Source organism: Geofilum rhodophaeum (assembly GCF_002210225.1).
Classification (GTDB): Bacteria; Bacteroidota; Bacteroidia; order Bacteroidales; family Marinilabiliaceae; genus Geofilum; species Geofilum rhodophaeum.
In genome coordinates this window covers 127,482-152,845 of sequence record NZ_MWUJ01000008.1, presented here as the reverse complement: position 1 = coordinate 152,845, position 25,364 = coordinate 127,482, and the positions used below count along the sequence as shown (strand labels likewise).

Sequence of the window (25,364 nt, the reverse complement as noted above, 5' to 3'; positions counted from 1 at the left end):
TAAAATTATTTCCTATGAAAAAACACCTTATGTCTGTTCTATTGGCGCTTGCAGCAGTCGTTTTTAGCGCCCATGTGCCTTTTTTAAAGCCGAACCAATTTGTCGTTCTGCACAGTCGGTTTCAGGTCGAGTCGTCCTTTACTGAAGATCCTTTCCAGGCCGATTTTGCTATGCTTGCCCCTGCTTACTACCTGATTGATCCCAAAGGGGAGCAATCGATTGTTGCACCCGTTGCAAAAACCAGTGCCGCTGTTTATTTGGAACCGCTTATTGCTGATTCGGGCACCTACCGCATACATGCCGCTCCCCGAAAGGGGCCCAAATACCGGGGAGTGGAAACCGAGGAGGGGAAGAAGTACTTTTCGGACGATACTTTAAGGGTGACAGGAAAAAAGATAACGCTTCAGTATTTCAGCAGCGCCGACACCTATGTCTGCAAAGGCGAGCCCGATTATACGCCAAGACCATTGAATCAGGGTGTGGAGATTATTCCATTGTCCCCACCCAATGCCCTTATAGTGGGCGAGCCTGTGAGGTTCAGGGTGTTGCGCGACGGACAAGCAGTTGCCTATGCGCGAATGGTGGTGGCTTACGACAATGAGCACTATGTATTGGATAGCACCGTTGATTTATACGACGTGGAGAACCAAAGACGAAACAACATTTTCGCCGATGGGGAGGGGATCTGCACTTTTATTCCTGAAAAGCCGGGACTGGTACTTTTGTTTGTTACCATCCATGAAAACATCGGCAACAACCGTTGGGAAAGTCACAACAATTCCCTGACCCTGGAAGTCAAAAGACCATAGATTATTGATGATGAAATTTTAAAATTGAGGAAAATGAGAATTTACACACGTACCGGAGATAAGGGCTTGACCAAAATCTTTGGAAATATGTCCTGTAAAAAGGACGATATAAGAATTGAAAGCAATGGCAAATTGGATGAGGCCAATTCTTTTATCGGTTTGCTGCGCGCAAAATTGGATGATGATCATCCTTGGCAGAAGGGTTTGTTTAAGATTCAGACCGACATCATGGATATGATGTCGCACATTGCCACCCATTCGTCCAAACGAGCGGAAAACAGCGTAGCCCGACCTGATGATGGCGAGGTGTTTTGTGAGCAATGGATCGATGAGATGTTGAATGAAATGCCACAACCCCATGATTGGTTTATTCTACCCGGAGGCAATGAAGTTTCTGCCCTATGTCATGTGGTGCGCACCACGCTCAGGACGGCGGAGCGCAGATTGTTTACCTTGCACAGGGAGGACCCTGTGGAAGAGTTCATTCTGAAATACATCAATCGCTTATCCGACCTGTTCTTTGCCTTGTCGCGCTACGAATTGTATAAAGCCCAATTGACCGAGGAAAAGCTTAGGCCATTCCGTCGGATAAGGAGATAGATCTTGAGGCCCAAAAGCCCCGGCTTTTGGGCCCAATTCTTTTATTTCCACCAGGCGTGAAAATGGTGGACTGGTCCGTTTCCTTTTCCGATTTGATAACGCGCACCTTCGACAATGGCGCTGTGTATGAAGTTTTTGGCTTTGACGATGGCTTCATTAAGGGCTAAGCCCTGCGCCAGAAAGGCAGCCACTGCCGACGAGAGGGTGCAGCCGGTTCCGTGGGTGTTATTGGTGGCGATGCGCGGGGACGGCAATTCTATGGTCTCATCTGTTTCTGCATTGTAGAAAATATCCACCAGCTCTTCGTCGGAAAAATGACCGGCCTTCAGCAATACGGAGACCGTGCCTTTGTGTGAGAGTTCTTTGGCAACGCCCGGCAGGTCGGTCTGTTGTGATATTTTGCGACCGAGGAGGATTTCGGCTTCCGGGATATTGGGCGTTATTACCCGGGCCATAGGCAGCAGCTCATGTTTCAAGGTGGCTATGGCCTCGTCCATCAGCAGTTTGCCTCCTGAAGTAGCCACCATTACCGGATCCAGAACAATGTTGCGGATTTGGTAGGGCAGCAGTACTTCTTTAACGGCCCGAATCAATTCGGAAGAATGCAGCATGCCAATTTTTATGGCATCGGTACCAATGTCGTCCAGGACCGATTTGATTTGTCCTTTTACAAAATCGATGGGTACCGGGTGGACCCCATACACGCCTACGGTATTTTCATCTACGATGGCTGTGATGGCGGTGGTGGCAAAGCAGCCGCAAGCCGACAGGGTTTTGAGATCGGCCTGAATGCCGGCGCCTCCACTGGGGTCACTTCCGGCTATGCTAAGAACGCGGGTGTATTTCATCTTTTTTAGGTGTGAAATTTTTATTCGTTATGGGTTTCGGTTTCCTGGTGAAGGTGTCTTAAACGGGCCATTGCTCAAGATTCCAGGCACTGTTCCAGAACATCCATTCCATTTTAAAAGCAAGGCCGAAGGCCCTGGTCATTTGTTTGCGTCGCGCCGGCGTTGTGTCGGCTGCTGCGGCATCACAAATGGCAATGGCCTTGTTAACGGCCAAAGCAAAGTCCTCCCCGCCATAAGTGTTGATCCACGCCTGGTAAGGATTGTTTGTTTGGCTTTGATGTGCAAGAATGTGGTCGCCCACTTTTTGGTAAACCCAGAAACAAGGGAGTACGGCGGCCAAGGCTTCCTCAATGGATGCGCCGGCCAATTGCTGATACAAATGTCCGGTATAAAGCGCACAAGTGGGCGAAGGTTCTGTTGCCTTGTGCTTGTTTTCTTTTAAGTAGAACTGGTGCAAGGCTTGCTCAACGGAAACCGTATCGGAAGCGAATTTCAGAAAGGCCTCGCGCCACTCTTTTCTGTCCAGTTTGCCGGCAATAGCAGCCAGTATTTTTCCGTATTCTGCCAGATAATGGGCATCCTGCTGCAGGTAAAAGTGGAACTTTTCCTGGGCTAATTCGCCGGTCATTAATTCCTTGATAAAAGGCAGATTTATAACTGCTTCATAAACGGGAGCGTTCGCGCCCCATGCTTCTTCACTCCATTTCATAAACTTTGGTTTTAACGATGTTTGCTAAAGATTGAGCAGCTTGTCTCGGGTCTTTTACTGCCGAAATGGCGGAGACTACTGCGATGCCATTGGCGCCGTTGGCGATTATTTGTGCTGCGTTTGTGCTGTTGATGCCTCCAATGGCCACAGTGGGATGGCGGGAAACTGCGCAGACTGCTTTGACGCCATCTAAACCAAAGGGTGGGGCGGTATCTGTTTTGGTTGGGGTGGCAAAGACCGGAGAGATGCCGATGTAATCAATATCCAACTCATTGGCCGCACGGGCTTGTTGGAGGGTTTCGACCGACAGGCCAATGATCTTATCGGGGCCCAGGAGCTGTCGGGCGACCTGCCACGGCAGGTCGCTTTGTCCTATATGCAAACCATCGGCATCCACAGCCAGGGCGATGTCGGCCCGGTTGTTGATGATGAGGGGTATGTTCTGTGGTTTTAATAGGGCTTTGAGTTGTAAAGCCAGTTGGTAAAACTCCAGAGTGCTGCATCTGGTCTCGCGCAACTGGACCATGGTGACCCCTCCCTTTATGGCCTCTTCCACGATAAATTCCAGGGGGCGACCCAGCGACAAATCCCGGTCGGTTACCAGATACAGGCTGGGGTCGAATGTTTTTTTTGGGTTCATGATTGCTGCTCAATAAAGGTGTCGGTAATGTCTTTTTCGTCAAGCTGGTACAAGATGTCGGTAAAGTGCATTTGCAGGCTTCCCGGGCCGGCTGCCTTTTTTGCCGCCCTTTCGCCACAAATACTCATTACCGCCATGCCGTGGGCGGCAGCCAGTAACAGGTTTTGGTTGACTGCCGCAAAGGCGCCCAACAGGGCCGAGGCCGTACAGCCCATGCCGGTTACTTTGGCCATTAACTCAGCTCCGTTTTTGATTCGGATGAGTTGTTGACCATTGGTTATTAAATCTTCCGCTCCGCTGATGACCACAATGGCTCCGGTTTCAAGAGCCAGGGTCTGCGCAGCATTTAAGGCAGCATTGGTCGCTACAGTGCTGTCCACTCCCTTGGTGGCGGTGTTTTCTTTGGCCAGTGCCATGATTTCTGAGGCGTTTCCACGAATGATGTCGGGTCGACACTGCGCAAGAATTTGCGCAGCTGCCTGGTTGCGGTAGGGGGTGGCTCCCACACCAACCGGGTCAAATACGACCGGAATGCCTTTGGCTTTTGCGGTTTGGCCCGACTGGAGCATGGCTTCTACCCATTCGGGATTTAGGGTGCCCATATTGAGGACCAAGGCGGAGGCTATGGCCGCCATGTCGTTTACTTCCTCAAGGGCATGGGCCATAACCGGGGAGGCGCCTACCGCCAGCAGGGCGTTGGCGGTGTTGTTCATTACCACAAAATTGGTGATGTTGTGTACCAGTGGGTTGTTCTGGCGCACTGCCGCCAGGTCGGCCGAAATGGATTGTGCGTTGATCATAGTTTTTAAAATAAAAAAGGCCGTTTCGCGGAAAGCGAAACGACCTGAATTTTTGTAAATAATGAAATTCGAATGTCTTTCTCGTTTTCCTCCGCTGTTATTAAACAGATCAGGTTCCGGGGTATTATCTCAGCCTGTTTGGATATACAGGCACCCCCAACGATGTGCGGTAAAAGTATGAAAAATTTCGTGGGAAATAGAACTTGATTTTCTGTTTTTGTTTACTTTTGATGTTGATAAATCTTTTGGATGCTTAGAATCAATTTGGACATTGTTCTGTAAACAATCCGTACCTAAGGTATGGGTTGTGTCTTTTTTCTGCTCCCGGATGTTTCTTTTCGGGGACAAAGCTTTTTATTTTATTATTTCTATTAAATGCATGGGGGAAGGACGCCCTTGAGCGGCTTCTGGTCTGGTGCATTTGTAAATTAAAATGAACATGAAAAAGGAAAAGCAGAATATTCATGATTTTGACCTGAGTATTATTTACAGTTTTTTTGCTCATACTGAGCGTCAGGGCCCAGGTAGCCCTGAACAAACTATGAAAGCGCTTGGTTTTATTCAGGGACTAAACGAAAAGTCGAAAATTGCCGACATAGGTTGTGGAACCGGTGGACAAACCATGGTTTTGGGTGAAAGTTTGCAGGGAGAAATTGCCGGAGTGGATTCCTGGCCCGATTTTATCGCTCAATTCAACAATAATGCCCGGAGTAGGGGTTTGCATACCAGAGTAAGCGGTATGGTTGGCGACATGGCCGACCTGCCCTTTGAGAAGGAGGAGCTTGACCTGATTTGGTCGGAAGGTGCGATTTACAACATTGGTTTTGAGCGGGGACTCAGGGAGTGGAGGAAGTTTCTGAAACCGGGTGGCTACATTGCGGTGACCGAGAATACCTGGTTCAGTGGGGAGCGACCTGCGGAGATACAGGATTTTTGGGACAGTATTTATCCCGAAATAGCTACCATTCCGAATAAGGTGGCTCAGATGCAGGACGCCGGGTATTTGCCTGTGGCCACCTTTATGTTGCCCGAATTGGTATGGACCGATTATTATACCTGGCAGGCTTTGCGACTGAAATCTTTTCAACAAGAGCATGAGGGGAATCCTGCCGCTGCTGGCTTTATAGAAACCATGCGCTATGAAGCAGAGCTGTACAGTAAGTACAAGCAGTATTACGGCTATATGTTTTATGTCGGGAAGAAGTTGTAATAAGTGATCAAATGAGTAGTTATGAAAAAACCTTTCGTGCGAGATGATTCAAGCATGAAAGGTTTTTATTATTTGGAACGAAAGGCTTGTGTTTTGACGAAAGTCCGAGTCTTTTTGATATTGGGCTGTAGCGAAAGGGGTGTCTTTTTCGTATATTTAAAGAGAAAGGACGTCTGGTTATTTTAGATGGGAGATGGAAGAGAAGAAGTTTTCATATTATTTTGATGAGGAACGGGGCATCCTGTTTAAAACCTACTATGGGGCGATAACCATTGAGGACATTAATTCTTCCTGGGAGTTTGCTTTTAGGGAGGGTTTGATACCTGAAATCAAGTGTGGTTTTGTTTTGGATTACCGAAAGGCAAGTTTCGATGTTGTACCTGTCAGGCATGTTGAAATTGCCGCTTTTTATAAACGGCATATTGAGGTGTTTGGTGGTTATAAAATTGCCATTGTTACAGAGGCTCCCAGGGATATTGTAATTCCTGTACTTGTTGAGATGCACGATGAAGGATACAGTTCCAGGCCTTTTAGTACCATAGAAGCTGCCATTGCCTGGGTGCAGGTTGGGGTTTACAGCACACGCGGATCTGTAAAAAAGTAGGAGGGTATGGACAACGACTGCCTTTGGGCAGTCGTTGTTTTATTTCTCAAATAGGTCTCCCGGGCGTTTTTTATACAAGCGCAAAGGCAAGAACTAAAAGAATGCCTGCAGCAAACCACCAAATTCCGCGACGTAAAAAGCCGTTTTTCCCGGGGACCATAAAGAGTCCCGACAAGGCCAGAAAAGCAAGGATTACAGCGTAAATGTCGGCCACTATCGACCAGCCTTTTACCTGGTTTTCGTGGAGTTTGCTCATGAACAAAACCAGGGGGCGATCTTTGTAGGTTTCGAAAATGGCAAGACCGTTGCCCTTTTGGTAGTGACCCATTCCTCCCGGGAAATAGAATTGGATTTGTTGCGGACGTTCATCAATCAGGTTAATGGATGGCAAGTTGCTTTGGTTTAGCCATTCGATTTTTAATTGGTCAGGATTGAGTTTGGGGGCCATCTGAATGGTTGCAATGGTGGTTTTAACTCCCATTTTGTGATGTAGGAAAATGCCCGAGAGTGCATAAACCAGGGTTATGCCAACTACCAGATAGCCAGCGTCGCGATGGATGCGTCGCAACCATAGTCTGATTTTGTTTTTTGCCTTCATAGAGGTGTGTTATCTTCTCTTGGATGTTGTATGCTTTGAAAAAGGGGCTTAAGCCCCTTATCTTATTCTGCAATTTGGTAGTCGGTTCCGTCCAAATAGTAAATCGAGTAAAAGTCTTTGTTGTTGGTAGCCATCCAGTCTTTCATTTCCTGAATGTTGGCCAACTCGGCACTGCACTGATTTTGGTCGATTTCTGCCTGCTCTTTCTGGGCCAGGGTTTTTCTTTCCCAATCCAGTATTTGCACCTGGCTCAGTCGGTTTTCTCTGATGTTGCCTTTTACGTATATTGAGTGGCCATTTAGTTCGGAATTGAAACCGCCAATTTCACCTTTTGCTTCCACGCGTATGGAGGTGTTGGTGCTGTCTTTAATAAAGCAACGCTTGCCGGAGTGTTTGCATACGTGAGTTATCACTCCTTTCAGAACTACCTCTTTGCCTACATTATTGGGGGCTATGGACAGCATTTCGTTGATGGATATGGCGGCGGAAGTTTCAAAAGAAGGACGGGTGGGTTCACTGTTTCCGGATTGGTTTTTTTTGTGGCCACAGCTGGTTGCCAATAAGGCAAGGATGCTGAAAAGAAAAATGTTTTTCATCTCGTTTTTTTTAGTGTTTGATTTATTTGCGTTAAATATGTTTGGTGTCGCCCACCAAGAGGAAGGCCAGAAGTCCGTAGATGCCGGTGACCAGCAACAGGATGGTGGTTACCGGGCACCAGCTCTTTTTTCGGTATTGCAATGCCAGGTAGCCCAAAAGTAATAAAACGGAAGCCGGTAAATGAGTCCAGCCGTTAAATTTTATTCGGGGAAATATGAATTTGTCGTTGGCCGATGAAAAGTTTATGCTGAAGGGAAAAATGCTGCTTTGGAGCCATTCTTTGGGGGGTAGTGTTTCAAAGGTGTATTGGTTCACAAGCTTAAAGCTATGGGCGTCGACAGCATAAGTGGTTTGTCTCTGATTGGTGCTCACCTGAATGTTCCAATGAAACAGGTTCCCCATTATTAGCAAATTGTCTGTTTCGGGATCAAAGGACGGGGTAGGGATTTCTTTCAGCTTATAACCATCGGTTTGTACTGTAAATAGGCGTCCGTCCTTTGAAATGAGGAAGCAATAGAAGGTTTTGGTTGGATATTCAGTAACTGTTATCCAAGATAGATGCAAATCTTCAGGCATTTCTATTTTGGCTACATAGGGTCGTGCGTTGACCATTTTTAAGTGGAACAGGTTTTTGTTCTGGTCAACTATAACGTAGCCTTCGTCGTACGATTTGCGGGTGGTGGGATTGCCAGCAATCAGCGAGGGAGGGCCTACAAAGCCGTTTTTTTCAAGTTCGATGGCAAAGCGGGCGCTTTTGTGAGTGTTGGAGTTGCCGGTATCGGGATTAATGAATTCTGGTTTCTTCCTTAGGCGCATAATATCTCCCGGCATTTCAAGATCTATCCGTTTGGGCATGGACTCGAACAGGGCATAGAGCGGGATTAGGGGTTGGTTTTTGTCGGAAGGCCGATAGCGGTAAAAGAAATTGTTGCGGGCAATAATGCGCTGGTTGATCTCTTGCCCGTGCAGACTGTCGGGTAATTGTCCCTCGCGTGCTAATTGACGATAATAAACCATGGGCAGGATGCTGTCGAACTGGGTTTGGGTATAGCTGTTGTCCCGGGCATCGGTAAGGAGTGTTGTTTCATTAATGGTGCTTCGTATGCCAAAGGAATTAATCAGACTGCTGTAGTAGACAAAGGGGTTGTTTTGGGGCTTATCTGTCGCCAGCTTCCATACCCAGGGTAATAGCCAGGACAGCATTAGAATGGTGATAATTATCTGTAGTGTTTTTAATGCTTTCATTTGAAAAATTTTTTTGTTTTCATCAGGCCTATAGCGCACATGGTTGTTGGGCGCGTTTGAATTGTTGTTGAGTCAGGTTGTTATTGCCGGCCAATTTTAAAGCGGTAAACCGAGAGCCAGGTCCATAGCGTTAAAACAATGGTAAGCGCCATCAGATATACGGGCATTTTTTGGTATGCTGCCGGGAAGTCGGACAGGTACAGGGTGCGAAGGAGTGCAACAGTCACAAGCAGATTGGGAATACGCTGACGCCAGGTAGGTTCCAGGGCAACGAAAGCACAGGCCAGATAGGCCCATAGTCCCCCAACATACCAGGGCATTACGGTAAGGAGACCGTTGGCCACTATCTCAGGGGCAAAATTGACCGACATGCCAACAGCAAGGATGCTGGTTTGAAGGATAAACAGCAGGAGCAAAACTCCAATCCCGTATCCAACCATCCATGCCGTTATAGTCTTTTCGCGCAGGGGAAGGTGAAAGGTGAGTTTGATGCGCCGATTGGTGATCTCGGGTAAGAATTGAGCCAGTCCCATTAAGGCTCCGGAGAACAGGGGCAGGTATTTTAATTCGGTAAATAAAAATTGATTGCGATTGATGATAACATCCCAAATGTGTTCGGCGCCAACCAGGCGCAGCGATCGGCCTGTTTTCATAAACAGCCAATTTTGAAGTAAGAGTCCTGCAATGGTTGCGCCCAAAATAAACCAGCGCGTTTTGAGCCATTCTTTATAAAGTAGTGCTTTTATCATGGGTTTAGTATTTGCCTGTTAAGCCAATGAAGGCTTCCTCTAGTGTTAGCCTTTCAGTTTTTAATTGTTCTGTATTGATGTTTTGTTGTTGCAATTGTGTTGCAATCTGTTCGGGGCCATTAAAAGAATAAAACTCCACTTTATCGCGGATTTTTTCGGGGTGTAAAATGCCGCTTAAACGTTCCCATTGGGGTTCTCTCTCTGTATGAATGCGATAGCGCTTGAAGGTGTTTAGGATTTCGTCGATGGGTTTTTGTAACAACAATTGGCCATAATCCAGAATCATACATTCATCGATAAGCCTTTCCATGTCCTGAATAATGTGGGAGGTGACAAACACTGTTTTGTTTTCGGCCCTGGCATACTCATTCAGGTAATCAACAAACAAACGGCGGTATCCGGGATCCAGTCCCATCGAAAAATCATCCAGAATCAGCAGATCGGCATTTTGTGCCAGAATGAGGCCCAGAGCCACTTGTGATCTTTGGCCGCAGGACATCCGTGAGATGCGTTGCCCCGGAGCTATCTTGAGTTTTTTCATGAGCTCGTAATAGGGCGCACGGTTCCAGTTGGGATAGAAGGAGGAATAGAAACGCTCAATCTGTTGGATGTTCATAAATGCATACTGCACATGACCTTCGAGCAGCAGGGCTATGCGTTGTTTTATTTCGGGTGGCAATTGGCCGGCTTTGTGCCCCAGCATGAGGCATTCCCCCTCCCGGGGTTGCAAGTAGCCGTTGAGGATGTTAATGGTGGTGGTTTTGCCTGTGCCGTTTTTTCCAAGCAGGCCCACTATTCGACCCTTCGCTATTCTGAAGTTCAGGTTTTCGTATATGCACCGTTCGCCATAGTAATGGGTGAGGTTCCGACATTCGATTACTGTTTCCATTTGTATTTAAGATGTTTTTTATTGTCTTACAGCCACAAGGCGAGCGTCACCTCCATTGCGGTGGTTGTTTGATTATAGATAGAGCTAAGATTAAAGCTGGCTTCTAGGCCACAGGCGGCATTGGTCCAGATGTTACGTGTATGCCGGAAACCAACCAGGGCGGAGTAACGATTTGCCCTTCTGGCAGTATGGTTGGGTATAAGTGTGTTCTGTACTATGCGATTGGCGCCGTTGCTTATTAATTTGCTGGTGATCAATTGTTCGTAATTAAGGCTTAGGATAATTCCCGACATGCTGGCAGCCTGAATTTTATATAAATCCAGATGGCCCTGAGCAAACCAGTGTTTTGTCTGCTCGCAGTAAGGAGTGGTTTTGTAGCTCGATTGAAAAGACTGAACTCCGCCTTCGACCTTTGGGTTGATTTTAAGGTTGCCGTGGCTCAGGTAACTGTTTAGAAACAGCGCATACAGCTGATGTTTTTCTTTGTATTTTGCACTTCTCGAAAGCAGTCGACTTTCTGAACTGTTGGTGCTGCTGTCGGTGACCACAGTCTGATAATAGTATTCGGTACCCAAACCCGAAAAGGACTTGTATTTGAGGCCTCCTCGGTGTGTGCTGCCTTCACTTTGCCATTGATGGCCAAGCTTCAGTTGGAGTTGATGCACCTGATAACTGCCTCTGGTGCGACTGGCATAAAGGGCGTCCGTGGTTTCCTGATGGTAGCTGCCGTTAAAAAACCAGCCCCTGATAAGGCTTGGGATCAGCTGCAGAGCGACTCCGTAACTATTGCCCGTGTAGTCGACACTATAGTTGGCATTTGTACCCGAAATGCTTTGATTGAAATAGCCGTAGCCGTACATAAAATAGAACAAGTCCTTGCGCTCGTTGGGCATATTGGCTATGCTCAGGAATTGCTGGTAGTTGCCGGCCTGAACAGACAAGCCTCCACGATAATTTTTTCCCAGGTTGCAGGTCCATCCAGCTTGTATTTTGAAATCAGAAACCACCGAGTGACTACGTGGATTTTTCGTGCGGTAGTTGTTGTTTGCCCGGTATTGGGCAGACAGGCCCAATACACCCAGTGGATTCTCCCATGAAAGCCCTCCCTGAAGCAGATAGGATTCGAATTCTTTGTTGCCTGAAGAACTGTCGGCAACCTGGTAGGGACCAATTCGTTGCTCGTCTTCAACATAGGTCCATTTTATTTGGTCTTCCTTGCCACTCTGGTAGGCGGCGCTCCCAAAGAGTCTTGTTTTTGTTCTTTGAGTCAGGCCTGCTGCTTTTGCCTCAAATAGTGTTTGGGTTTTGCCTTGAAAATTATAGCGCTGTTCTCCCAGGTTTTGATGCAGAACTCCGGCAGCTATTTCGGTGTAACCCGGCAGAGGGTAAAAATGATGGAGTGCAGGGTTCTCATCTCCCATACTCAATATAAGTGTTTCTGACGAGTGCCGCTGGTAGTAATGCAGGGGAACCGACAAGGTGTCGGCTCCCTGCATTTTCGCATGGCATACGAATAGAACAAACAAAAGGACGAGTTTTTGTGGCATTGATGCTTCTTACACTTTATTCAATAACACCGGGCTTGGGGCTTACGGTGCTTAAAAAGTCAACGGCTGAATGATTGGTGTCCATGTATATTACCCGGCCGTTCTCGATGGTCTGAATTTTGCGTCTGACCACCTTTCCATAACGACTGTCGTCGCCGTCTCCGCAGTTGATGTAGCTGAGATCAAGGGCTGCGCTCAGTGCTTTGCTTTGAAAGTCGGACGGAGTGCCCATTTCCACGGCATCTAAAATAATGCTGTTGGCCACTTTGTAACGAATTGATGTAGATCCGTTGGCGTTCTGTTTCTCAATCATATTGTTTGCCAGATAGCTCTCCATACTGCCTTCGGGCTTAAATATGACGTAGGATTTGAATCCCCGGTTGTGTGGTGTCCAGATGCTGGCTGATGCGCTGAAGTTTTTGATAAGGTTGGGGATTTCGGGGACATCTACATCCAGGACATGGTCGTCGTACCATTCGAAATTTGCTGTGGACAGGTCATAGGACTGGGTGTTGTCGTTGCGGTGGTCGATGGCAACATCGGCCAAAATGATGCTTTCTCCGGGTTGAACAGGATAATCGCTTCCCCCGCCAGGTACGGTGTAAACCACTTGGGTTACAAAGTGATCGTTGATGAGGTCTGCCCAGATGTTCAGAGCCGAAGAAGTGGTGTGGTCCGACTCCCCCAACGAGAGTCCGTCGGCATACAATACCTCATTGCTGTTGTTGTAAATTTCGAAATATTTGTCCTTATAATAGCTCTTCCCTTCCGGTGTTTGTGAGCCCGTAACGTAAAGCTCTTTAAATACCCAGCCGCTGCTTGCGGGTGCAATAAACAGCGCGACTTCTGACTCCATCCAGCTGCCACTGATACTGATGTTCTCGACCAGACCTTTAAGCGTAACGGTTTGTTCAAATTGGTCGGCGCCAATTGCTGAGGTGTAGCTTTTTTCGCCGGATACTACAATGTTGTACACCCCTTCTTCCACAATTGAGTTGAAAGCGCCTGACGGATCGGTCTCTCCAGAGTAAGTACGGCCGTTGCCTACATTGGTAATTTCAATGGTCAATCCTTCAGGAGAGGTTCCCGTGCGCATAACTTCTGGCATTTCCACTGTTATAGTCACTTCTGTTGTGGGTGTTTCGTTGTCGGTGCAGGCACCCCAAAGGAGTGTGCTTGCTATGACCAGGGCCCATTTGATTTGTTTCATAATTGCTGTTTATTAGATGGTTAGTTTTAATTCTATTCCAAAATAGGGTTGTTTGTTTCGAATAACTGTAGCACCTGTGTAGCTTTGGTACTCAGGCAGATAATTGAGGAGGCGGTTTACATAAAAGGCAAAACTGAGGTTGTCTCCAATTTCTTTACGCACTTTGAGGTTTATTCCCAGGTCGATGGCTGTTTTTTGCTCGTCGAAATGGTAGGGAGTGAAGCTGCGCTGAAGAAGGCGGAGCATGGGGTCGCTGGCATCGGCCTGGTTGTATGTATGGTAGATGCCATGGTTGTCCAGATAAGCCACCGGAGTACCGTTGTATGGAACATACTGACGCTTTTCGTACCAGGTGGTTTGCAGGCTTAGCGATAACAACAGTCGGTGCTGCGTAAGATGGGTGTCTGCCTGCAAATTGGTGTTGTGTAGGGCTTTATCCTGGCTTTGACTGAAGCTGGTATTAAAAACCCCTACGTACGGGTATTCCTTCCCACCGTAATAAAACGAGCGGTCGATGTATTCGGGAAGGGATATGTCGTAGCAGGTTTTGAACCAGGCACCGCTGATGCTGATGCGTGTGTGGAGGCTCGAAATTTTGGGTGTCTGAAGCTGGTACTCGATGCCTCTTTTTATTAGTGTTGCCCCATTGGTGTATTGGGTATAGCTGAATAAGTTGGAGCGTACCTCCTTTGAAAACAACGACAAGGCAGGTGGTCCGTCAAGGTTTTCTGGCGAAACAGAAGACGGTTCGTAATAATCGTATTGCTGCGCCTTGTAACTGGATGCTGCCACTATGCCGTTTTGCATTTCTTCTTCAAAGGCCGTAACGGATAGACTTGCTGTTCCTATGCGCAGTTCCATTCCTATTTCCTTTTTTAAGTTGCGTGCAGGTTTCAGGTCGTAATTGCGAACATCTTCAACTGTGGTTAGCACATACAGTCGTCGCAAATCGGGGTTTTGAGAGAAATAGTTGAGTTCAACAATATCCCGATATTTTTCCTGTGGGTAGAGGTGAACCATGTTGGGCATCCGTGATAATTGTCCCCATGCCGTATGAAGAGCAAAGCGTACAGGTTTTTCATTCAGCGTGCGTCCGGAGAAGCTGTAGGTAGCCTGTGTTCGCCAGTCGTCATATACGATGCCATTTATTGCATAGTTTTGTGAGAGTCCCGTCATACTGCTGAGTCGGACTCCGGGGCGTAGTTTTATTTGGTGTTTTCCAAGTAGAATGCTAAGTTCTGTTTCGATGTAAGCACCCAGGTTGTGCAGGGTAGGAATTTTACTGAAGTTGTAGGGGCGTCCACCCTGGCCCGGTGATATTGGGCGCCTCGGATCGAACCGATCCCCCTGCCCCAGGTTTCTGTGGTTGCGCCATTCGGCTCCGGTGCTGATGTTGAGCCGAAGACTATCCCATGCTCTGGCAAGATTGAAATCCAGGGAGGTAAAGGTGTTAAGGGGCTGGTCGTCTCGCTCAAACCAGGCCATGTACTGTGTTGGAAGATAAAGCGCGTCGCTTTTTCCTGTGGTTGTGGCTATGGGTTGGGGTTGAGGTCCTGTTAAGGAAACCATTCGCTCCCGGGTGAGTTTGTTTTGGCTGTAGTCGACCGCTGTTTTAAAAGTTGTGTTTTTGTTCCATGTGCCAGGCAGGCTCAGTTCGGTTTGCAAGTTGATCCCGGTTTTGTTTCGCTTATGTTTATAAGTGTCGGTTAAGCCATAATTCAACTCAGGGTCTTCCTTTTCACGATCGATGGTTGCGAGGAAGTCCAGTCCGCCTTTAATTATCAGGGAGCCATCCCCAATTTCAATATTTCGGGCGTACTTTAGGGTCGATTGGCTGCGCATATAGTTTTCGAGCGGATTTCGAGGGTCGGCTTTGTAGCTAAGTATTTCGGTGCTTAGGTTGAGGGTGCTGGAATGCTCTTTTAGAGTAAAGCCCTTGTTTAGTGCGAGCACCTTGTTTTTTAGGTCGGCTTTGGCCCTAAAATTTAAGGGGCTGGCTCCCCATTTCCGGTTTAGAATTACCGCTCCGGTGGACAGGTTGCCGTATTTTACCGAGGGTAAACCCCTGATGATTTCTACACGTTCGATATCGTCGGTAGCCAGACTGCGCAGGTCAATGCCCTGGCCTGCATTGAGGCGCCCCGAGAGTTTAAGATCGCCTGATGACAGGTTGTTTCCCTGAAGCTCTGCATCGGGAGTTAAGGGAATACCATCGATGTAAAAGGCCGTGCCCAGAGCTGTATTTGCATCGTCACCAGCCTGACGCAATTTTATTGTGCTGGTTTGTGATAAGTCCTGGGCCTCCCATCGGTATCCGGGCAAGAGTTCCAGTAAATCGCCAAAACCTGAGGGTTGCAGGTGCTGCATGGCTTGTTGGTCGATCACTGACGTACCGCTTTCGCCCTGCTTTTCGGTTGCGGTTACGGTAATCTCCTGGATGTTCAGGTTTTGCGTGTGCAAAGTAATGGTCTGGAATTCGGTAGGTAGCTCAATTATGGAGATTTCGAGGGTTTGATAGCCCAGGCACCGGATCTGGAGCGAAAATGGGGAGGGGGGCAGAGTGGTGAATTTAAATCGACCTTCGCTGTTGGTATAGAGCCATTGATTCGTTTCTTTTATTCCTATGGCTACCATAGGTATTGCTTTTGAGCTTGATGCATCTACCACCTGGCCGCTATACGTCAAAGGGCTTTTACCCCAAATTGCCTGAGGGGACAGCCAAAGAAGTAAACTACCAATAATTGCTTGCAGTAGTTTTGATTTCTTTGGTAGCCTGTTGGAATATTTTGAGGTGTTTTGCTTGCCCAATGTTGCTTTCTTTTTTCTTTGGACAAAGTTAGACTGGGCTTTCTTAAGGCCCAATCCCCATCATTGATGCTTTTGATTAGACCGTTAGCGAGATGTTATCCGTTGGGTTATTAAGCTTAAAGTGCTGTGGTTTTCGAATTTAGGCCGAGTCTGGTCGAAGGGTCCATCCCTAAATGTTTCTACCTATTTGTTGGGGTTAAACTTATAGAAGAGTATAAAGTCCTTGTTTTGATGCCCTTTAGTTTCTGGCTTTGAAAAAGTGGGAAAGCTATTTCTTGCTATTGTGGCTCAAAGTTCTTCCCTGAATTTTCTTACAGCACCTTATTCAGATGCGGTGTTTCCGTGACAATAATGTCGTCGGTTCGGTAAAACTCGAGCAGCTGATAAAGCTGTCGAGACAATTGGCCGAGCTGGGCTGCCTCGCCAGCCATTTCTGTAGCGATTCCGGTGTTTGCCGAGCTGTAATGGTTAAATTCTTTTGCGGCATTCATGATGTTGTTTACGGCTTGGTTTTGGCCTTGAGCGCCTTCCGATAAATCTGAAAACAGAGCTATGGCTTTCTGTATGGACAGCTGCACCTCTTCGGCTTGGTTGAGGGTACTGTTGGAGCTTTCACGACCTTGTGCGCTAAGTTTGCTCATTTGTTGGGAAAGGTCGCGTACGTTTTCGGCCAGCACTCGCATGTTTTGGGCGATAACTGCAAATCCTTTGCTTTGCAGACTGGAATTGTCTCTGGCTGCCTCAACTGAAGCATTCAACGACAAGATATAGCTCTGTTGGGCTAAATGAGCAATGTTGTCCGAATGATTCATAAGGTTTTGAAGGGTGGCAAGGGAGTGTTTTGTTTGTTGGGTATAGGTGGCAACAACGGATGATGCTTTTTTAATTTCGACAACACCCTTTGCTGCATTTCGTGCGTTGGTCTCCGATAGTTGGGCGATGGCATTAAGGTTGTTGGCTATATACTGGGCATTATTTGACTGAGTGGAGCTGGCTTTATCCAGTTTAACACTGCGTAGGTGCAGCTGGTTGATCAGTCGGTCAATGGTGGACGCGATGTTTTGCAGGCTTTCTACCAAGTTCCGTGTTTTTTCCTGACCCGATTGCATGATGTTGGTCAAGGTGCCGATTTCATCTTTCCTGGCCAGGCGTTCAAATCTGGGAAAAAAGCCCTGTTCCTGATAGGCAGAAATTTTCGCAAGATTGATGAGGGGTTTGCTTAAGGAAGCGCTCAGCCGCAGTGCCAGTATTGCGCCTGTTCCACCTACCAGCAGGATGATGATCCACCAGATAAATTGTGCGCGTTGTGTTTGTTTTTGGTACGATGCAGCCTGGTTGAGCACTTGCTGTTCGGTAATGTTGCGTAATTGGTGGACCAAAGCCAGGTCCTGTTGATTGTTGTTGTGGTCGGTAAGGCGACTGCTTGTGTTGTAGCTGTTAATGACCTGGTTGATGGCAGATCTGCAAATGTCGGCCAGCTCTTCAATAGCAACCATAGCATCCAAATCGTAGCGCTTGGTAGTTATGGGGCGAAGCACCGCGAGATTGTTTTTTACCACATTAAGCGAGGCCGGAAGACTATCGAGAAGCGCATAATTGTGCTTGAAATTAGCCTCGCCGATGCTGGTTTTTAATTGGGTAGCTGTGGCAACAATTTGACTCATCAACTCAATTTTGTCGGCCCTTCGCTTTATAATGTGGTCAGGCTCCTGTTTATCTACGTCGTTTTTTAGTTTTTGGTACTGTAGCTGCAGATAATTGTCGCTGTAGGTTCTGAGGTTATTGATGGCCGAATCGAGTTTGTTGTAGTTTTGGTCAATGCCTTCAATGGCTTTTTCAACGAGTTGGCTTTTCGTTCTGAAATTATGAAGCGCCTGGTTGATGGAGTCGGATAGGGATCTGGTTTCCGGGCCGCCTTTCTGCAATTGAAGCTTACTCCAATACTCGGTCTGATCCAGCATTTCCTGGGCTTTGAGAAAGTATTCCGGATTTTTGTGCTGTGTATAACTTCGCAGGTAAAAGAGGGCCTGTTGCCAGGTCGATGCCAAATTGTTAATGCGGGTAAGTGCGGGCAAATGGCTGTTGTGCATCTCCCCGGCCGACTGGTTTATGTTTATTAGAGTGGTCATAATCAATAAGCCCCCTATTGTAAAGAGGGCGGTTAATGCCGAAAAGCTGTAGGACAGCTTGCTTTTAATGGGTAAGGAATTCCAGTTCATACATAGTTAAGGTTGATACTGTGCCAAAAGTAGCATGAATCAAGGATTGAGATGTTAGCTAAATGTTATTTGTTAGGCTAAGTGTTTTGAATGGCATTTGTAGTGTTGCCAGGTCTTTGGAAATTGTATTTTGAATTGCTGATGATTAAGGATTCTGTTATTTTTGTGCCGGTTAATGTCCGCTGCTCTTCAAATAAATAATATATAGTTTCCCCGAAATGCGATTTAATAATTCATACTTCCTCGTTGGGTTGAAAAAATGGGGGCTCCCATTTTTTTTTCTATTAGTTTATCTGCTGTTTCCTACGAATAATTCTACCGTTGATGGTTGGGGCTACGCCGAGGAAATAAAGTATGGGTACAACTTGTTTCGTTCTCATCATTTGTTGTACAATGCTTTGGGTTTTGTATTGTTAAAGGCCTTAGGCCTTGTTGGGATAAATGCAGATGTTTTGGCCTTTATGAAGGTGCTTAATGCGGTAGCGGCATTTGGGATCCTTCTGGTGTTTAGATGGTATTTGAATCTGCAGTCGCTGAGTAATAAAGCCATAAACGGCTGGTTATTTTTTGTAGGGAGTTCATTTGGCTTATGGCGTTTTGCTGTTGAAAATGAGACCTACCTGATTCCCATTTTTTTCTCCTTGTTGGGGTCGGTATTCTTTGCTTTGTTTTCTCGAAAAAGTAAAAGCCATTTTCTGTTTTTGTCTGCTTTTTTTGCTTCCCTGGCTTGCCTTTTTCATCAACTGCAAATTTTTTGGTGGTTTGCGTTGTTTGTTGGTTTATTGATGCACAAATCACGTCGATTGGCTTGGTCGTTCCTGGCGGTGAGTTCAATCGTGCCCTTTGTTTATTTGTTGGTTTATTTTTTTTATGAGGAAGGCGCGTTGGGCGTGGTTGATTTATTGCGGTTTGTTTTACATGACTTTTATGGTAATGGTGCTGAGGCTTCCATTGATTACCGAAACTTTCTTATGACCCCAATCAGCCTTTTTAGAACCTTCTTTCAGGTTCATGGTAATATTCTGTTGTTTTTGAAAGGCTTTCCTTTATTGTGGGGGGTGGCAATTTTTGCTTTGTCGCTTGCATTTTTATCATTGTTTGACCTTCGCTTTATGCGTATGATCAGCTTTCAGCATATTTCGCTTACAGTAAAAGTGCATATCCTGGCTTTTGTTTTGCATTTGGCCTTTGCCTTTTTCTCGCATGGGAACGCCGAGTTTATGGTCGTGCTTATAGTGCTTTTGCCCTTAGTTCTGGTTGGATTTTTTGATTTTCCAAATCGAATTTTGTGGAAATTGGGATTGGCTATGTTTGTTTGGAATGCTTCGTTGGCCATTTTACCTGCTAATCGTTTGGATTTTAATAATGATAAAGCTCTTGCTGATTTTGTAATCGCTCATCCTAATAAGGTTTTTGTTTTAAGCGATAAAAATGTGGTTGCAAATATTTGCTACTATGTTTCCGGTCATTCAGTGGCGCATCGTGTCTTTACTTTTCCGCTTGGTGTTCATAAAGAGGAGCTGCTTTGTTTGCAGGAGAAGGGGGCAGTTGTGTTGACCGACGTTTTATCCAGAACCACTCCGCTGAGTCGTGGTTCTATGCTTGAAGTGGATGGCTCTGATGGTTTTATATTTGAGGAGACTTATGTTCAGTTTGATTCCTTTTATGGGACCTTTAGTCTTGATCGTGTCAGGATTGTTGAATGAGGAATGGTGTTTTGCTTCAGTGATTTGGTGGATTTAGCTTAATTTAAAGCTTTTTATACAACGCGCCACGTGACTTTACGTAGAATGTATTTTCCCAATTGAAGAGAGGTTGTTGTATGGTGAAGTTGAGATTCAGGGATTTGAAGATTGGTTTTAGGATCAGTCTTTTTACCAGTGTTGCAGTGGTGTTGTTGTTGACTGCTATGGGCATTTATTTGTACCGGGTGCAAAGTGCCAACATTTTGTCGGATGCCAATGCCAATTTGACCGAAGAGGTCGCTAATCTGAAAGAAATTGTCGAATTGCAGATCAGGGAGCGGCAAGTCCGCGTAGCTTCCGGTATTGACGTGGCAATGGAGGTCTTCAGCAACAGTGGCGAAATAACTTATCAGCGTGGCGAGGTGTTGGAACTTGAAGTGGTTAACCAAGCCAGTCAGGCCAAGAGTCTGGTTGATTTACCGCTTTGGCGTTTGGATGGTGAGCCCTTGTACGACAACTCTGCATTGGTGGATAAAATTGGGGACTTGACCCGTGCCGAGGCTACGTTTTTTCAAAAAATAGAGGGCGGTTATCTTAGGGTGGCCACCACCATTAAAGATGAAGAGCGGAAGCGAGCAGTCAATACTTTTATTCCCGATGACTCTCCGGTAATAGCTGCCATAGAACAGGGCCAGGATTATCTGGGCAGGGCGGTTGTTTTAAACGAGTGGTTTTTGACCGCTTATCGCCCCTTGATGTACGAAGGAGCACCCGTGGGGATGGTGTTTGTAGGCATGCCCGAGAAAGATATGGGCGGCATAAAGACTTTGTTTGGTAGGAAGCAGTACTACCAAACGGGCTATCCTTTTATTGTGGATGGTGAGGGAACTTTGTTGGTTCATCCAATGTACGAAGGCGCCAGCATTACCAGTGACCCGGCTTACCAGGAAATTATGAGTCGGGGCGAAGAGGAAGGAAGCATCCGTCACGAATGGGAGGGGGAAAATAAAATACAATATTTCAGTTATGTGCCGGATATGGATGCCTATATTGTGGTTTCTGTGTCTGAGGAAGAGATTTTTCAAATGGTTGTGAACCTCCGTCGTGCATTGATTTTGATTATTTTTCTGAGTACGCTGGCCATCGTCCTTATCAATTACTTTATCGGTCGTTCCTTGTCGGCAAACATAAATAAGGCGGTTGTTTTTGCTCAGGAAATAGCGGCCGGAAATTTAGCCGCCTACATTGATTTGGACCAAAAGGATGAGGTGGGGCAGTTGACCAGGGCTTTGATGAAGATGGTGAGTAAGTTGCGCGAAATCGTCGCCGGAATTCAAACAGGAGCAGTAGAGATTGCTTCTGCCAGTCAGCAAATCAGCACCGGTTCACAGCAAATGTCACAAGGCGCCAATGCTCAGGCAGTGGCTGCCGAAGAGGTTTCGTCATCTATGGAAGAGATGGCCGCCAACATCATGCAGAATACAGAGAATGCGCAGCAAACCGAAAAAATATCCTTGCAGGCTCAAACTGGTATGGGGCAGATGGAACAATCGGGGCGTGAGAGTCTGGAATCCATTCAGGATATTGCCGGGAAAATCTCCATTATCAACGATATTGCCTTTCAGACCAATATATTGGCTTTGAATGCTTCGGTGGAAGCTGCCCGTGCCGGAGAGCACGGGAAAGGATTTGCCGTGGTGGCTTCAGAGGTCCGCAAGCTGGCCGAACGAAGTAAACTGGCTGCCGACGAAATTGCAAAAATATCCAGCAACAGTCTGGCCGTTACCGAAGCCTCGGAGCGTATTCTTGTGGAGCTGGCTCCTGAAATTATGCGCACCGCAGAATTGGTTCAGGAAATAGCTGCTTCGAGTTCCGAACAGTCGGCCGGGGTTGATCAGGTCAATAACGCGCTGAACGATTTGAACAACATCATTCAGGAAAATGCAGCCGCATCGGAAGAGTTGGCTACCAGTGCCGAAGAGTTGGCCGGTCAGGCAGAGCAGCTGAAGTCTATGATTGGCTATTTTAGGCTGGAAAAGTAGAAAAGTGTCAAAAAGTTCACAAAAAATGTCAAAAAGTGCTGCCTTGAGGGCGGCACTTTTTGTTAGTTTTGGGTGCATCAAAAAATAATTAACCCGATTATGAAAATTCTATTTCGCCCAAAACAAAAGACATTTCTTTTACTGCTGGTATTGTTTAGCGCTTCGCTTTATGCGCAACCCCAATTGGAAACACTCGATCGTGGTCTGGTGGCCGTTCGAAAGTCGGATGCTCTTGTTTTTCTGAGTTGGCGCTATTTGGGGACAGACCCAGATGGAGTTGGCTTTAATCTGTATCGGGATGGTGAGAAGCTGAATGAGCATCCTTTAAAGGGGGCTACAAACTATGAAGATGCTGTGGGGACCAATCATGCCTATGAAGTGCGGGCTGTTGTTGATGGGGTGGAGCAAGCAGGAGATGGAGCGGTGCAAGTATGGACTTCCAATTATCTGAATCTTCCTTTATCGGTGCCTGCCGGTGGGCAGACTCCCGACGGGGTAAATTATACCTATAGTCCCAACGATTTAAGTGTAGGCGATTTGAATGGTGACGGCACTTATGAAATCATTGTGAAGTGGGATCCTTCTAACTCAAAAGACAATTCGCAATCGGGTTACACCGGTAATGTTTACCTGGATGCGTATAAATTGGACGGAACTTTTCTGTGGCGCATCGATTTGGGGAAAAATATACGTGCAGGTGCTCATTACACACAGTTTTTGGTGTACGACTTTGATGGTGATGGCAAGGCTGAAGTGGTGTGTAAAACAGCGCCTGGGACCATCGATGGAGAAGGCGGGTTTTTAAGTGAAGGGCCGGCGGCAACTGCCGATCATTCCGAAGATTATCGAAACAGTGGTGGTTATATTTTGACCGGACCGGAATATTTAACGGTGTTTAATGGGCTTACCGGGGCAGAGATGGCTACTGTGTCGTACCATCCCCCGCGAGGAAAGGTCAGTGATTGGGGCGACAGTTATGGCAATCGGGTGGATAGGTTTCTGGCCGGGGTGGCTTATTTGGATGGGGAGCGTCCAAGTATTGTTATGGCTCGTGGTTATTACACCCGTGCTGTTTTGGCCGCTTGGGATTGGCAGGATGGTGCGCTGGTGCCTCGTTGGGTTTTTGACAGTAAGGACAATGGTAATGGGGATTATGCGGGACAAGGCAATCATCAGTTGAGTGTAGCTGATGTTGATGCCGATGGCTTTGATGAAATTATTTATGGTTCCTGTGTGATTGACCATGATGGTAAAGGGTTGCACAGTACCGGTTTGGGGCATGGCGATGCCCTGCATGTGGGCGATCTGGTTCCTGATCGTCCCGGCCTGGAGATTTTTATGCCCCATGAGTCGGGAGGAAATGGCGTGTCCTTACGAGATGCACATACGGGAGCACTTATTTGGCAAAAGAAAAACAGCAACGATATTGGCCGTGGTTTAACAGCCGACGTTATTGCCGAACATCCTGGCAATGAGTATTGGGCTTCCAGTGGAATGGGGGTATACAACAGCAAAGGAGATGTTGTGGGGTCGGGGCCAACCATAAATCATGCTGTATGGTGGGATGGCGATTTGTTGCGGGAAATGCTGGATGGAACCAGCATCACCAAGTATCCGAGAACGTCCATTTTTACTGCCTCAGGCTGTGCTTCGAACAACTCGACCAAATCGAATCCGGGTTTGCAGGCCGACTTGTTGGGCGACTGGCGGGAGGAGGTTATCTTCAGAGCCGCTGACAACAGCAGTTTGCGGATCTATACCACTGTTATTCCTACGATTTATCGCATTCCTTGTTTGATGCATGATGCTCAGTACCGTACCGCCATTGCCTGGCAGAATGTGGGGTACAATCAACCACCCCATCTTAGTTACTTTTTGGGTCATGGGATGGTTCTTGAGCATGAGCAGTCTTTCTTGCGCTATCCTTATGCGCTTCGGGCTACAGAGGTGGGAGAAAATAATTTAGTCCTGCAATGGCAGAGTTTGGAAACTCAGGCAGATCAGGTGGTTGTGGAAATGGGGACATCCTCGGATCATTTTGTTGAATATGGTCGTGTGGATGCAACGGCAGCAGAGTTGTTAATAGCGGATTTGGAACCAGGCACCGTATACTATTTTAGGCTGAAGACGGTGAATACAGATCAGGAGTCTGACTATTCTTCTTTCTTCGAAACTAAGACACTGGAAACTCCCGTACCTCCGGTTGTTAGCGAATTGGTATATCCGGCAGATGGAGCACTTGGTGTGGATTATGGAAGACTGGAGTTGCAGTGGAGCAACTCAACCAATTTGGTTGCCGGTGCTTTGACCTACAAGGTCTTTATGTCTGTAGACGGAGGGGGCTTAACGGAAATAGCTGCGAACCTCCAGGCGCCTGCTTTTGTTTTGCCTCAATTGCAAGAGGGGGTAACTTACCGCTGGCAAATCGAGGCGGAAAATGCGCTGGGCACTTCCTTGTCGGAGGTTGCTTCATTTACTACCGCACAATTGGGCGACAGGGAATTGTTGTTGCATATTCCCTTTGATGAGCAATCTGGTTCGGAGGCCAAGGATGTGATTAGTGGAACAAATTCAGTTGCCGTTGATTTGCAGCCAGACTGGGCCGCGGGCCAGCTCAACGGAGGTGTTGGTTTTCCTACGGTTCCTGCCACGGGGCACTTTTCCTTCCCGCACCATGAAAGCATTTTGCTCGATCAGCAGTCCTTTAGTATTGCTATGTGGTTTAAGTCGGATGGTTCGCAGCCCGATTCGTACCTTCTGCATAAGGGTAAGCACGATCACAACAATGGGGGAAATGGCAAATGGATTGGTATTCAGTATAAAGGTTCCAAGTTGGTCTTTGCAGTGGACGACGATGTGACTAAAACCAATTTGGATATTGAGGGAGCCGATCAGTGGTTTGATGACCAGTGGCATCACTTGGTTTGTGTGCGCGATAAGGCCGCCGAGCAGTTGTTGGTTTATGTTGATGGAGCCCTGGTGGGTTCAAGAAGTGACGCAACAACCGGGGGCGTTGGCGTGACCTCTGCACTTATTCTGGGCAACTGTGATGGTTATTATAATACGCCCTATCCTGGTAGTATGGATGATTTGAAGATTTTTGGGGCAGCCTTGACTTTTGGTGAAGTGCGTGATTTGTCGGCCCAGGTATCGACTTCGTTGGTCCAGCCAGCCTCCATGGCAGGTGATGTGACAGTGGCACCCAATCCGTTCGATGACCATCTGATTATTGAATGTGCCTCATGGGCGGGTGGAGACTTGCTGGAGGTGCTTTTTTATGATATGAGTGGTCGTTTGGTAAAGCGGGTTCAGACTGTTGCGACTGAAGGTCGGGCGGATTTGCAGGGACTTTCTGGTTTGGCTCCCGGGGTGTACACGGTAGTGCTTAGAGGGGCGGGAAGTGGTGTAGGTGGTATAGGTGGTTTAGGTCTCCCAGGGCTCCCAGGTCTCCCAGGGTTGAAACCCTGGGTTATGATTAAGAGGTAGCGGATAGGCGCTGCGCGCCTGTGCTTGAAAGCGGACTGAAGTCCGCAGCCTCGGGGCACCCGTGCCCCG

20 protein-coding genes and 1 riboswitch are annotated in these 25,364 nt (G+C 47.1%); of the genes, 7 read left to right on the top strand and 13 right to left on the bottom strand.

The window, feature by feature from the left end; genetic code table 11:
• Nucleotides 1–14: 14 nt before the first annotated feature.
• The gene (locus B4W65_RS09415) at nt 15–809 is read left to right on the top strand and encodes a DUF4198 domain-containing protein (protein ID WP_088654898.1); all 795 of its coding nucleotides are present in this window, start codon (nt 15–17) and stop codon (nt 807–809) included.
• Between the two features lie 33 nt (nt 810–842).
• On the top strand, nt 843–1,409 hold the full coding sequence (locus tag B4W65_RS09410) for a cob(I)yrinic acid a,c-diamide adenosyltransferase (protein ID WP_088654897.1): 567 nt from the start codon (nt 843–845) through the stop codon (nt 1,407–1,409).
• 41 nt (nt 1,410–1,450) lie between these two features.
• Here B4W65_RS09410 and thiD read toward each other — a convergent pair whose 3' ends face one another.
• Genes thiD through thiM form a run of 4 tightly spaced genes read right to left on the bottom strand, consistent with a single transcriptional unit; the run spans nt 1,451 to nt 4,406 of the window.
• Complete coding sequence (gene thiD, locus B4W65_RS09405) at nt 1,451–2,257, bottom strand: bifunctional hydroxymethylpyrimidine kinase/phosphomethylpyrimidine kinase (protein ID WP_088654896.1); 807 nt, start codon at nt 2,255–2,257, stop codon at nt 1,451–1,453.
• A 58-nt stretch (nt 2,258–2,315) separates the two neighbouring features.
• Nucleotides 2,316–2,966 (bottom strand): TenA family protein, encoded by a 651-nt coding sequence (locus B4W65_RS09400; RefSeq protein ID WP_088654895.1) that lies wholly within the window; start codon nt 2,964–2,966, stop codon nt 2,316–2,318.
• Nucleotides 2,953–3,606: a thiamine phosphate synthase gene (gene thiE / locus B4W65_RS09395; RefSeq protein WP_088654894.1), complete on the bottom strand. Its 654-nt coding sequence runs from the start codon at nt 3,604–3,606 to the stop codon at nt 2,953–2,955. The genes B4W65_RS09400 and thiE overlap by 14 nt, the downstream gene beginning before the upstream one ends.
• The gene (gene thiM / locus B4W65_RS09390) at nt 3,603–4,406 is read right to left on the bottom strand and encodes a hydroxyethylthiazole kinase (protein ID WP_088654893.1); all 804 of its coding nucleotides are present in this window, start codon (nt 4,404–4,406) and stop codon (nt 3,603–3,605) included. Before thiM ends, thiE begins: the two co-directional genes overlap by 4 nt.
• Before the next feature lie 69 nt (nt 4,407–4,475).
• Nucleotides 4,476–4,574: riboswitch (TPP riboswitch) on the bottom strand.
• A gap of 271 nt (nt 4,575–4,845) precedes the next feature.
• On the opposite strand from thiM, the gene B4W65_RS09385 reads away from it, so the two are divergent.
• Both B4W65_RS09385 and B4W65_RS09380 read left to right on the top strand, forming a co-directional pair.
• The gene (locus B4W65_RS09385; protein ID WP_088654892.1) at nt 4,846–5,616 is read left to right on the top strand and encodes a class I SAM-dependent methyltransferase; all 771 of its coding nucleotides are present in this window, start codon (nt 4,846–4,848) and stop codon (nt 5,614–5,616) included.
• A gap of 193 nt (nt 5,617–5,809) precedes the next feature.
• Nucleotides 5,810–6,220: a hypothetical protein gene (locus B4W65_RS09380; RefSeq protein ID WP_088654891.1), complete on the top strand. Its 411-nt coding sequence runs from the start codon at nt 5,810–5,812 to the stop codon at nt 6,218–6,220.
• A 70-nt stretch (nt 6,221–6,290) separates the two neighbouring features.
• Here the strand turns inward: B4W65_RS09380 and B4W65_RS09375 are convergent, their stop codons facing one another.
• The 9 genes from B4W65_RS09375 to B4W65_RS09335 form a co-directional block, all read right to left on the bottom strand.
• The gene (locus tag B4W65_RS09375) at nt 6,291–6,818 is read right to left on the bottom strand and encodes a PepSY-associated TM helix domain-containing protein (protein WP_088654890.1); all 528 of its coding nucleotides are present in this window, start codon (nt 6,816–6,818) and stop codon (nt 6,291–6,293) included.
• A gap of 62 nt (nt 6,819–6,880) precedes the next feature.
• The gene (locus B4W65_RS09370; protein WP_088654889.1) at nt 6,881–7,414 is read right to left on the bottom strand and encodes a hypothetical protein; all 534 of its coding nucleotides are present in this window, start codon (nt 7,412–7,414) and stop codon (nt 6,881–6,883) included.
• A gap of 31 nt (nt 7,415–7,445) precedes the next feature.
• On the bottom strand, nt 7,446–8,660 hold the full coding sequence (locus B4W65_RS09365; protein WP_088654888.1) for a DUF4857 domain-containing protein: 1,215 nt from the start codon (nt 8,658–8,660) through the stop codon (nt 7,446–7,448).
• Nucleotides 8,661–8,740: 80 nt separating this feature from the next.
• Nucleotides 8,741–9,409: a hypothetical protein gene (locus B4W65_RS09360; protein ID WP_088654887.1), complete on the bottom strand. Its 669-nt coding sequence runs from the start codon at nt 9,407–9,409 to the stop codon at nt 8,741–8,743.
• A gap of 4 nt (nt 9,410–9,413) precedes the next feature.
• On the bottom strand, nt 9,414–10,298 hold the full coding sequence (locus B4W65_RS09355) for an ABC transporter ATP-binding protein (protein WP_088654886.1): 885 nt from the start codon (nt 10,296–10,298) through the stop codon (nt 9,414–9,416).
• A gap of 26 nt (nt 10,299–10,324) precedes the next feature.
• A complete protein-coding gene (locus B4W65_RS09350; protein WP_146697761.1) occupies nt 10,325–11,824 on the bottom strand; it encodes a DUF6850 family outer membrane beta-barrel protein in 1,500 nt (499 codons plus the stop codon).
• A gap of 37 nt (nt 11,825–11,861) precedes the next feature.
• Nucleotides 11,862–13,055, bottom strand: a complete 1,194-nt coding sequence (locus B4W65_RS09345) for a DUF4876 domain-containing protein (RefSeq protein ID WP_088654884.1) — start codon at nt 13,053–13,055, stop codon at nt 11,862–11,864.
• Between the two features lie 12 nt (nt 13,056–13,067).
• Entirely contained in the window at nt 13,068–15,722 is a 2,655-nt protein-coding gene (locus B4W65_RS09340; RefSeq protein ID WP_262487809.1) for a TonB-dependent receptor, read from the bottom strand.
• A 452-nt stretch (nt 15,723–16,174) separates the two neighbouring features.
• On the bottom strand, nt 16,175–18,082 hold the full coding sequence (locus tag B4W65_RS09335; protein ID WP_088654882.1) for a methyl-accepting chemotaxis protein: 1,908 nt from the start codon (nt 18,080–18,082) through the stop codon (nt 16,175–16,177).
• Between the two features lie 701 nt (nt 18,083–18,783).
• Between B4W65_RS09335 and B4W65_RS09330 the strand changes: the two genes are divergently transcribed.
• From B4W65_RS09330 to B4W65_RS17700, 3 genes are all read left to right on the top strand, one after another.
• Complete coding sequence (locus tag B4W65_RS09330) at nt 18,784–19,788, top strand: hypothetical protein (RefSeq protein ID WP_146697760.1); 1,005 nt, start codon at nt 18,784–18,786, stop codon at nt 19,786–19,788.
• 116 nt (nt 19,789–19,904) lie between these two features.
• Entirely contained in the window at nt 19,905–21,809 is a 1,905-nt protein-coding gene (locus B4W65_RS09325) for a methyl-accepting chemotaxis protein (RefSeq protein WP_088654880.1), read from the top strand.
• A gap of 99 nt (nt 21,810–21,908) precedes the next feature.
• Nucleotides 21,909–25,295, top strand: a complete 3,387-nt coding sequence (locus B4W65_RS17700) for a rhamnogalacturonan lyase family protein (protein WP_088654879.1) — start codon at nt 21,909–21,911, stop codon at nt 25,293–25,295.
• Nucleotides 25,296–25,364 lie beyond the last annotated feature (69 nt).

Excerpts from the sequence above, each read along its gene's own strand:
- B4W65_RS09415 (WP_088654898.1), top strand. The coding sequence starts at position 15 with ATGAAAAAACACCTTATGTCTGTTCTATTGGCGCTTGCAGCAGTCGTT.
- B4W65_RS09410 (WP_088654897.1), top strand. The coding sequence starts at position 843 with ATGAGAATTTACACACGTACCGGAGATAAGGGCTTGACCAAAATCTTT.
- thiD (WP_088654896.1), bottom strand. The coding sequence starts at position 2,257 with ATGAAATACACCCGCGTTCTTAGCATAGCCGGAAGTGACCCCAGTGGA.
- B4W65_RS09400 (WP_088654895.1), bottom strand. The coding sequence starts at position 2,966 with ATGAAATGGAGTGAAGAAGCATGGGGCGCGAACGCTCCCGTTTATGAA.
- thiE (WP_088654894.1), bottom strand. The coding sequence starts at position 3,606 with ATGAACCCAAAAAAAACATTCGACCCCAGCCTGTATCTGGTAACCGAC.
- thiM (WP_088654893.1), bottom strand. The coding sequence starts at position 4,406 with ATGATCAACGCACAATCCATTTCGGCCGACCTGGCGGCAGTGCGCCAG.
- B4W65_RS09385 (WP_088654892.1), top strand. The coding sequence starts at position 4,846 with ATGAAAAAGGAAAAGCAGAATATTCATGATTTTGACCTGAGTATTATT.
- B4W65_RS09380 (WP_088654891.1), top strand. The coding sequence starts at position 5,810 with ATGGAAGAGAAGAAGTTTTCATATTATTTTGATGAGGAACGGGGCATC.
- B4W65_RS09375 (WP_088654890.1), bottom strand. The coding sequence starts at position 6,818 with ATGAAGGCAAAAAACAAAATCAGACTATGGTTGCGACGCATCCATCGC.
- B4W65_RS09370 (WP_088654889.1), bottom strand. The coding sequence starts at position 7,414 with ATGAAAAACATTTTTCTTTTCAGCATCCTTGCCTTATTGGCAACCAGC.
- B4W65_RS09365 (WP_088654888.1), bottom strand. The coding sequence starts at position 8,660 with ATGAAAGCATTAAAAACACTACAGATAATTATCACCATTCTAATGCTG.
- B4W65_RS09360 (WP_088654887.1), bottom strand. The coding sequence starts at position 9,409 with ATGATAAAAGCACTACTTTATAAAGAATGGCTCAAAACGCGCTGGTTT.
- B4W65_RS09355 (WP_088654886.1), bottom strand. The coding sequence starts at position 10,298 with ATGGAAACAGTAATCGAATGTCGGAACCTCACCCATTACTATGGCGAA.
- B4W65_RS09345 (WP_088654884.1), bottom strand. The coding sequence starts at position 13,055 with ATGAAACAAATCAAATGGGCCCTGGTCATAGCAAGCACACTCCTTTGG.
- B4W65_RS09335 (WP_088654882.1), bottom strand. The coding sequence starts at position 18,082 with ATGAACTGGAATTCCTTACCCATTAAAAGCAAGCTGTCCTACAGCTTT.
- B4W65_RS09325 (WP_088654880.1), top strand. The coding sequence starts at position 19,905 with ATGGTGAAGTTGAGATTCAGGGATTTGAAGATTGGTTTTAGGATCAGT.
- B4W65_RS17700 (WP_088654879.1), top strand. The coding sequence starts at position 21,909 with ATGAAAATTCTATTTCGCCCAAAACAAAAGACATTTCTTTTACTGCTG.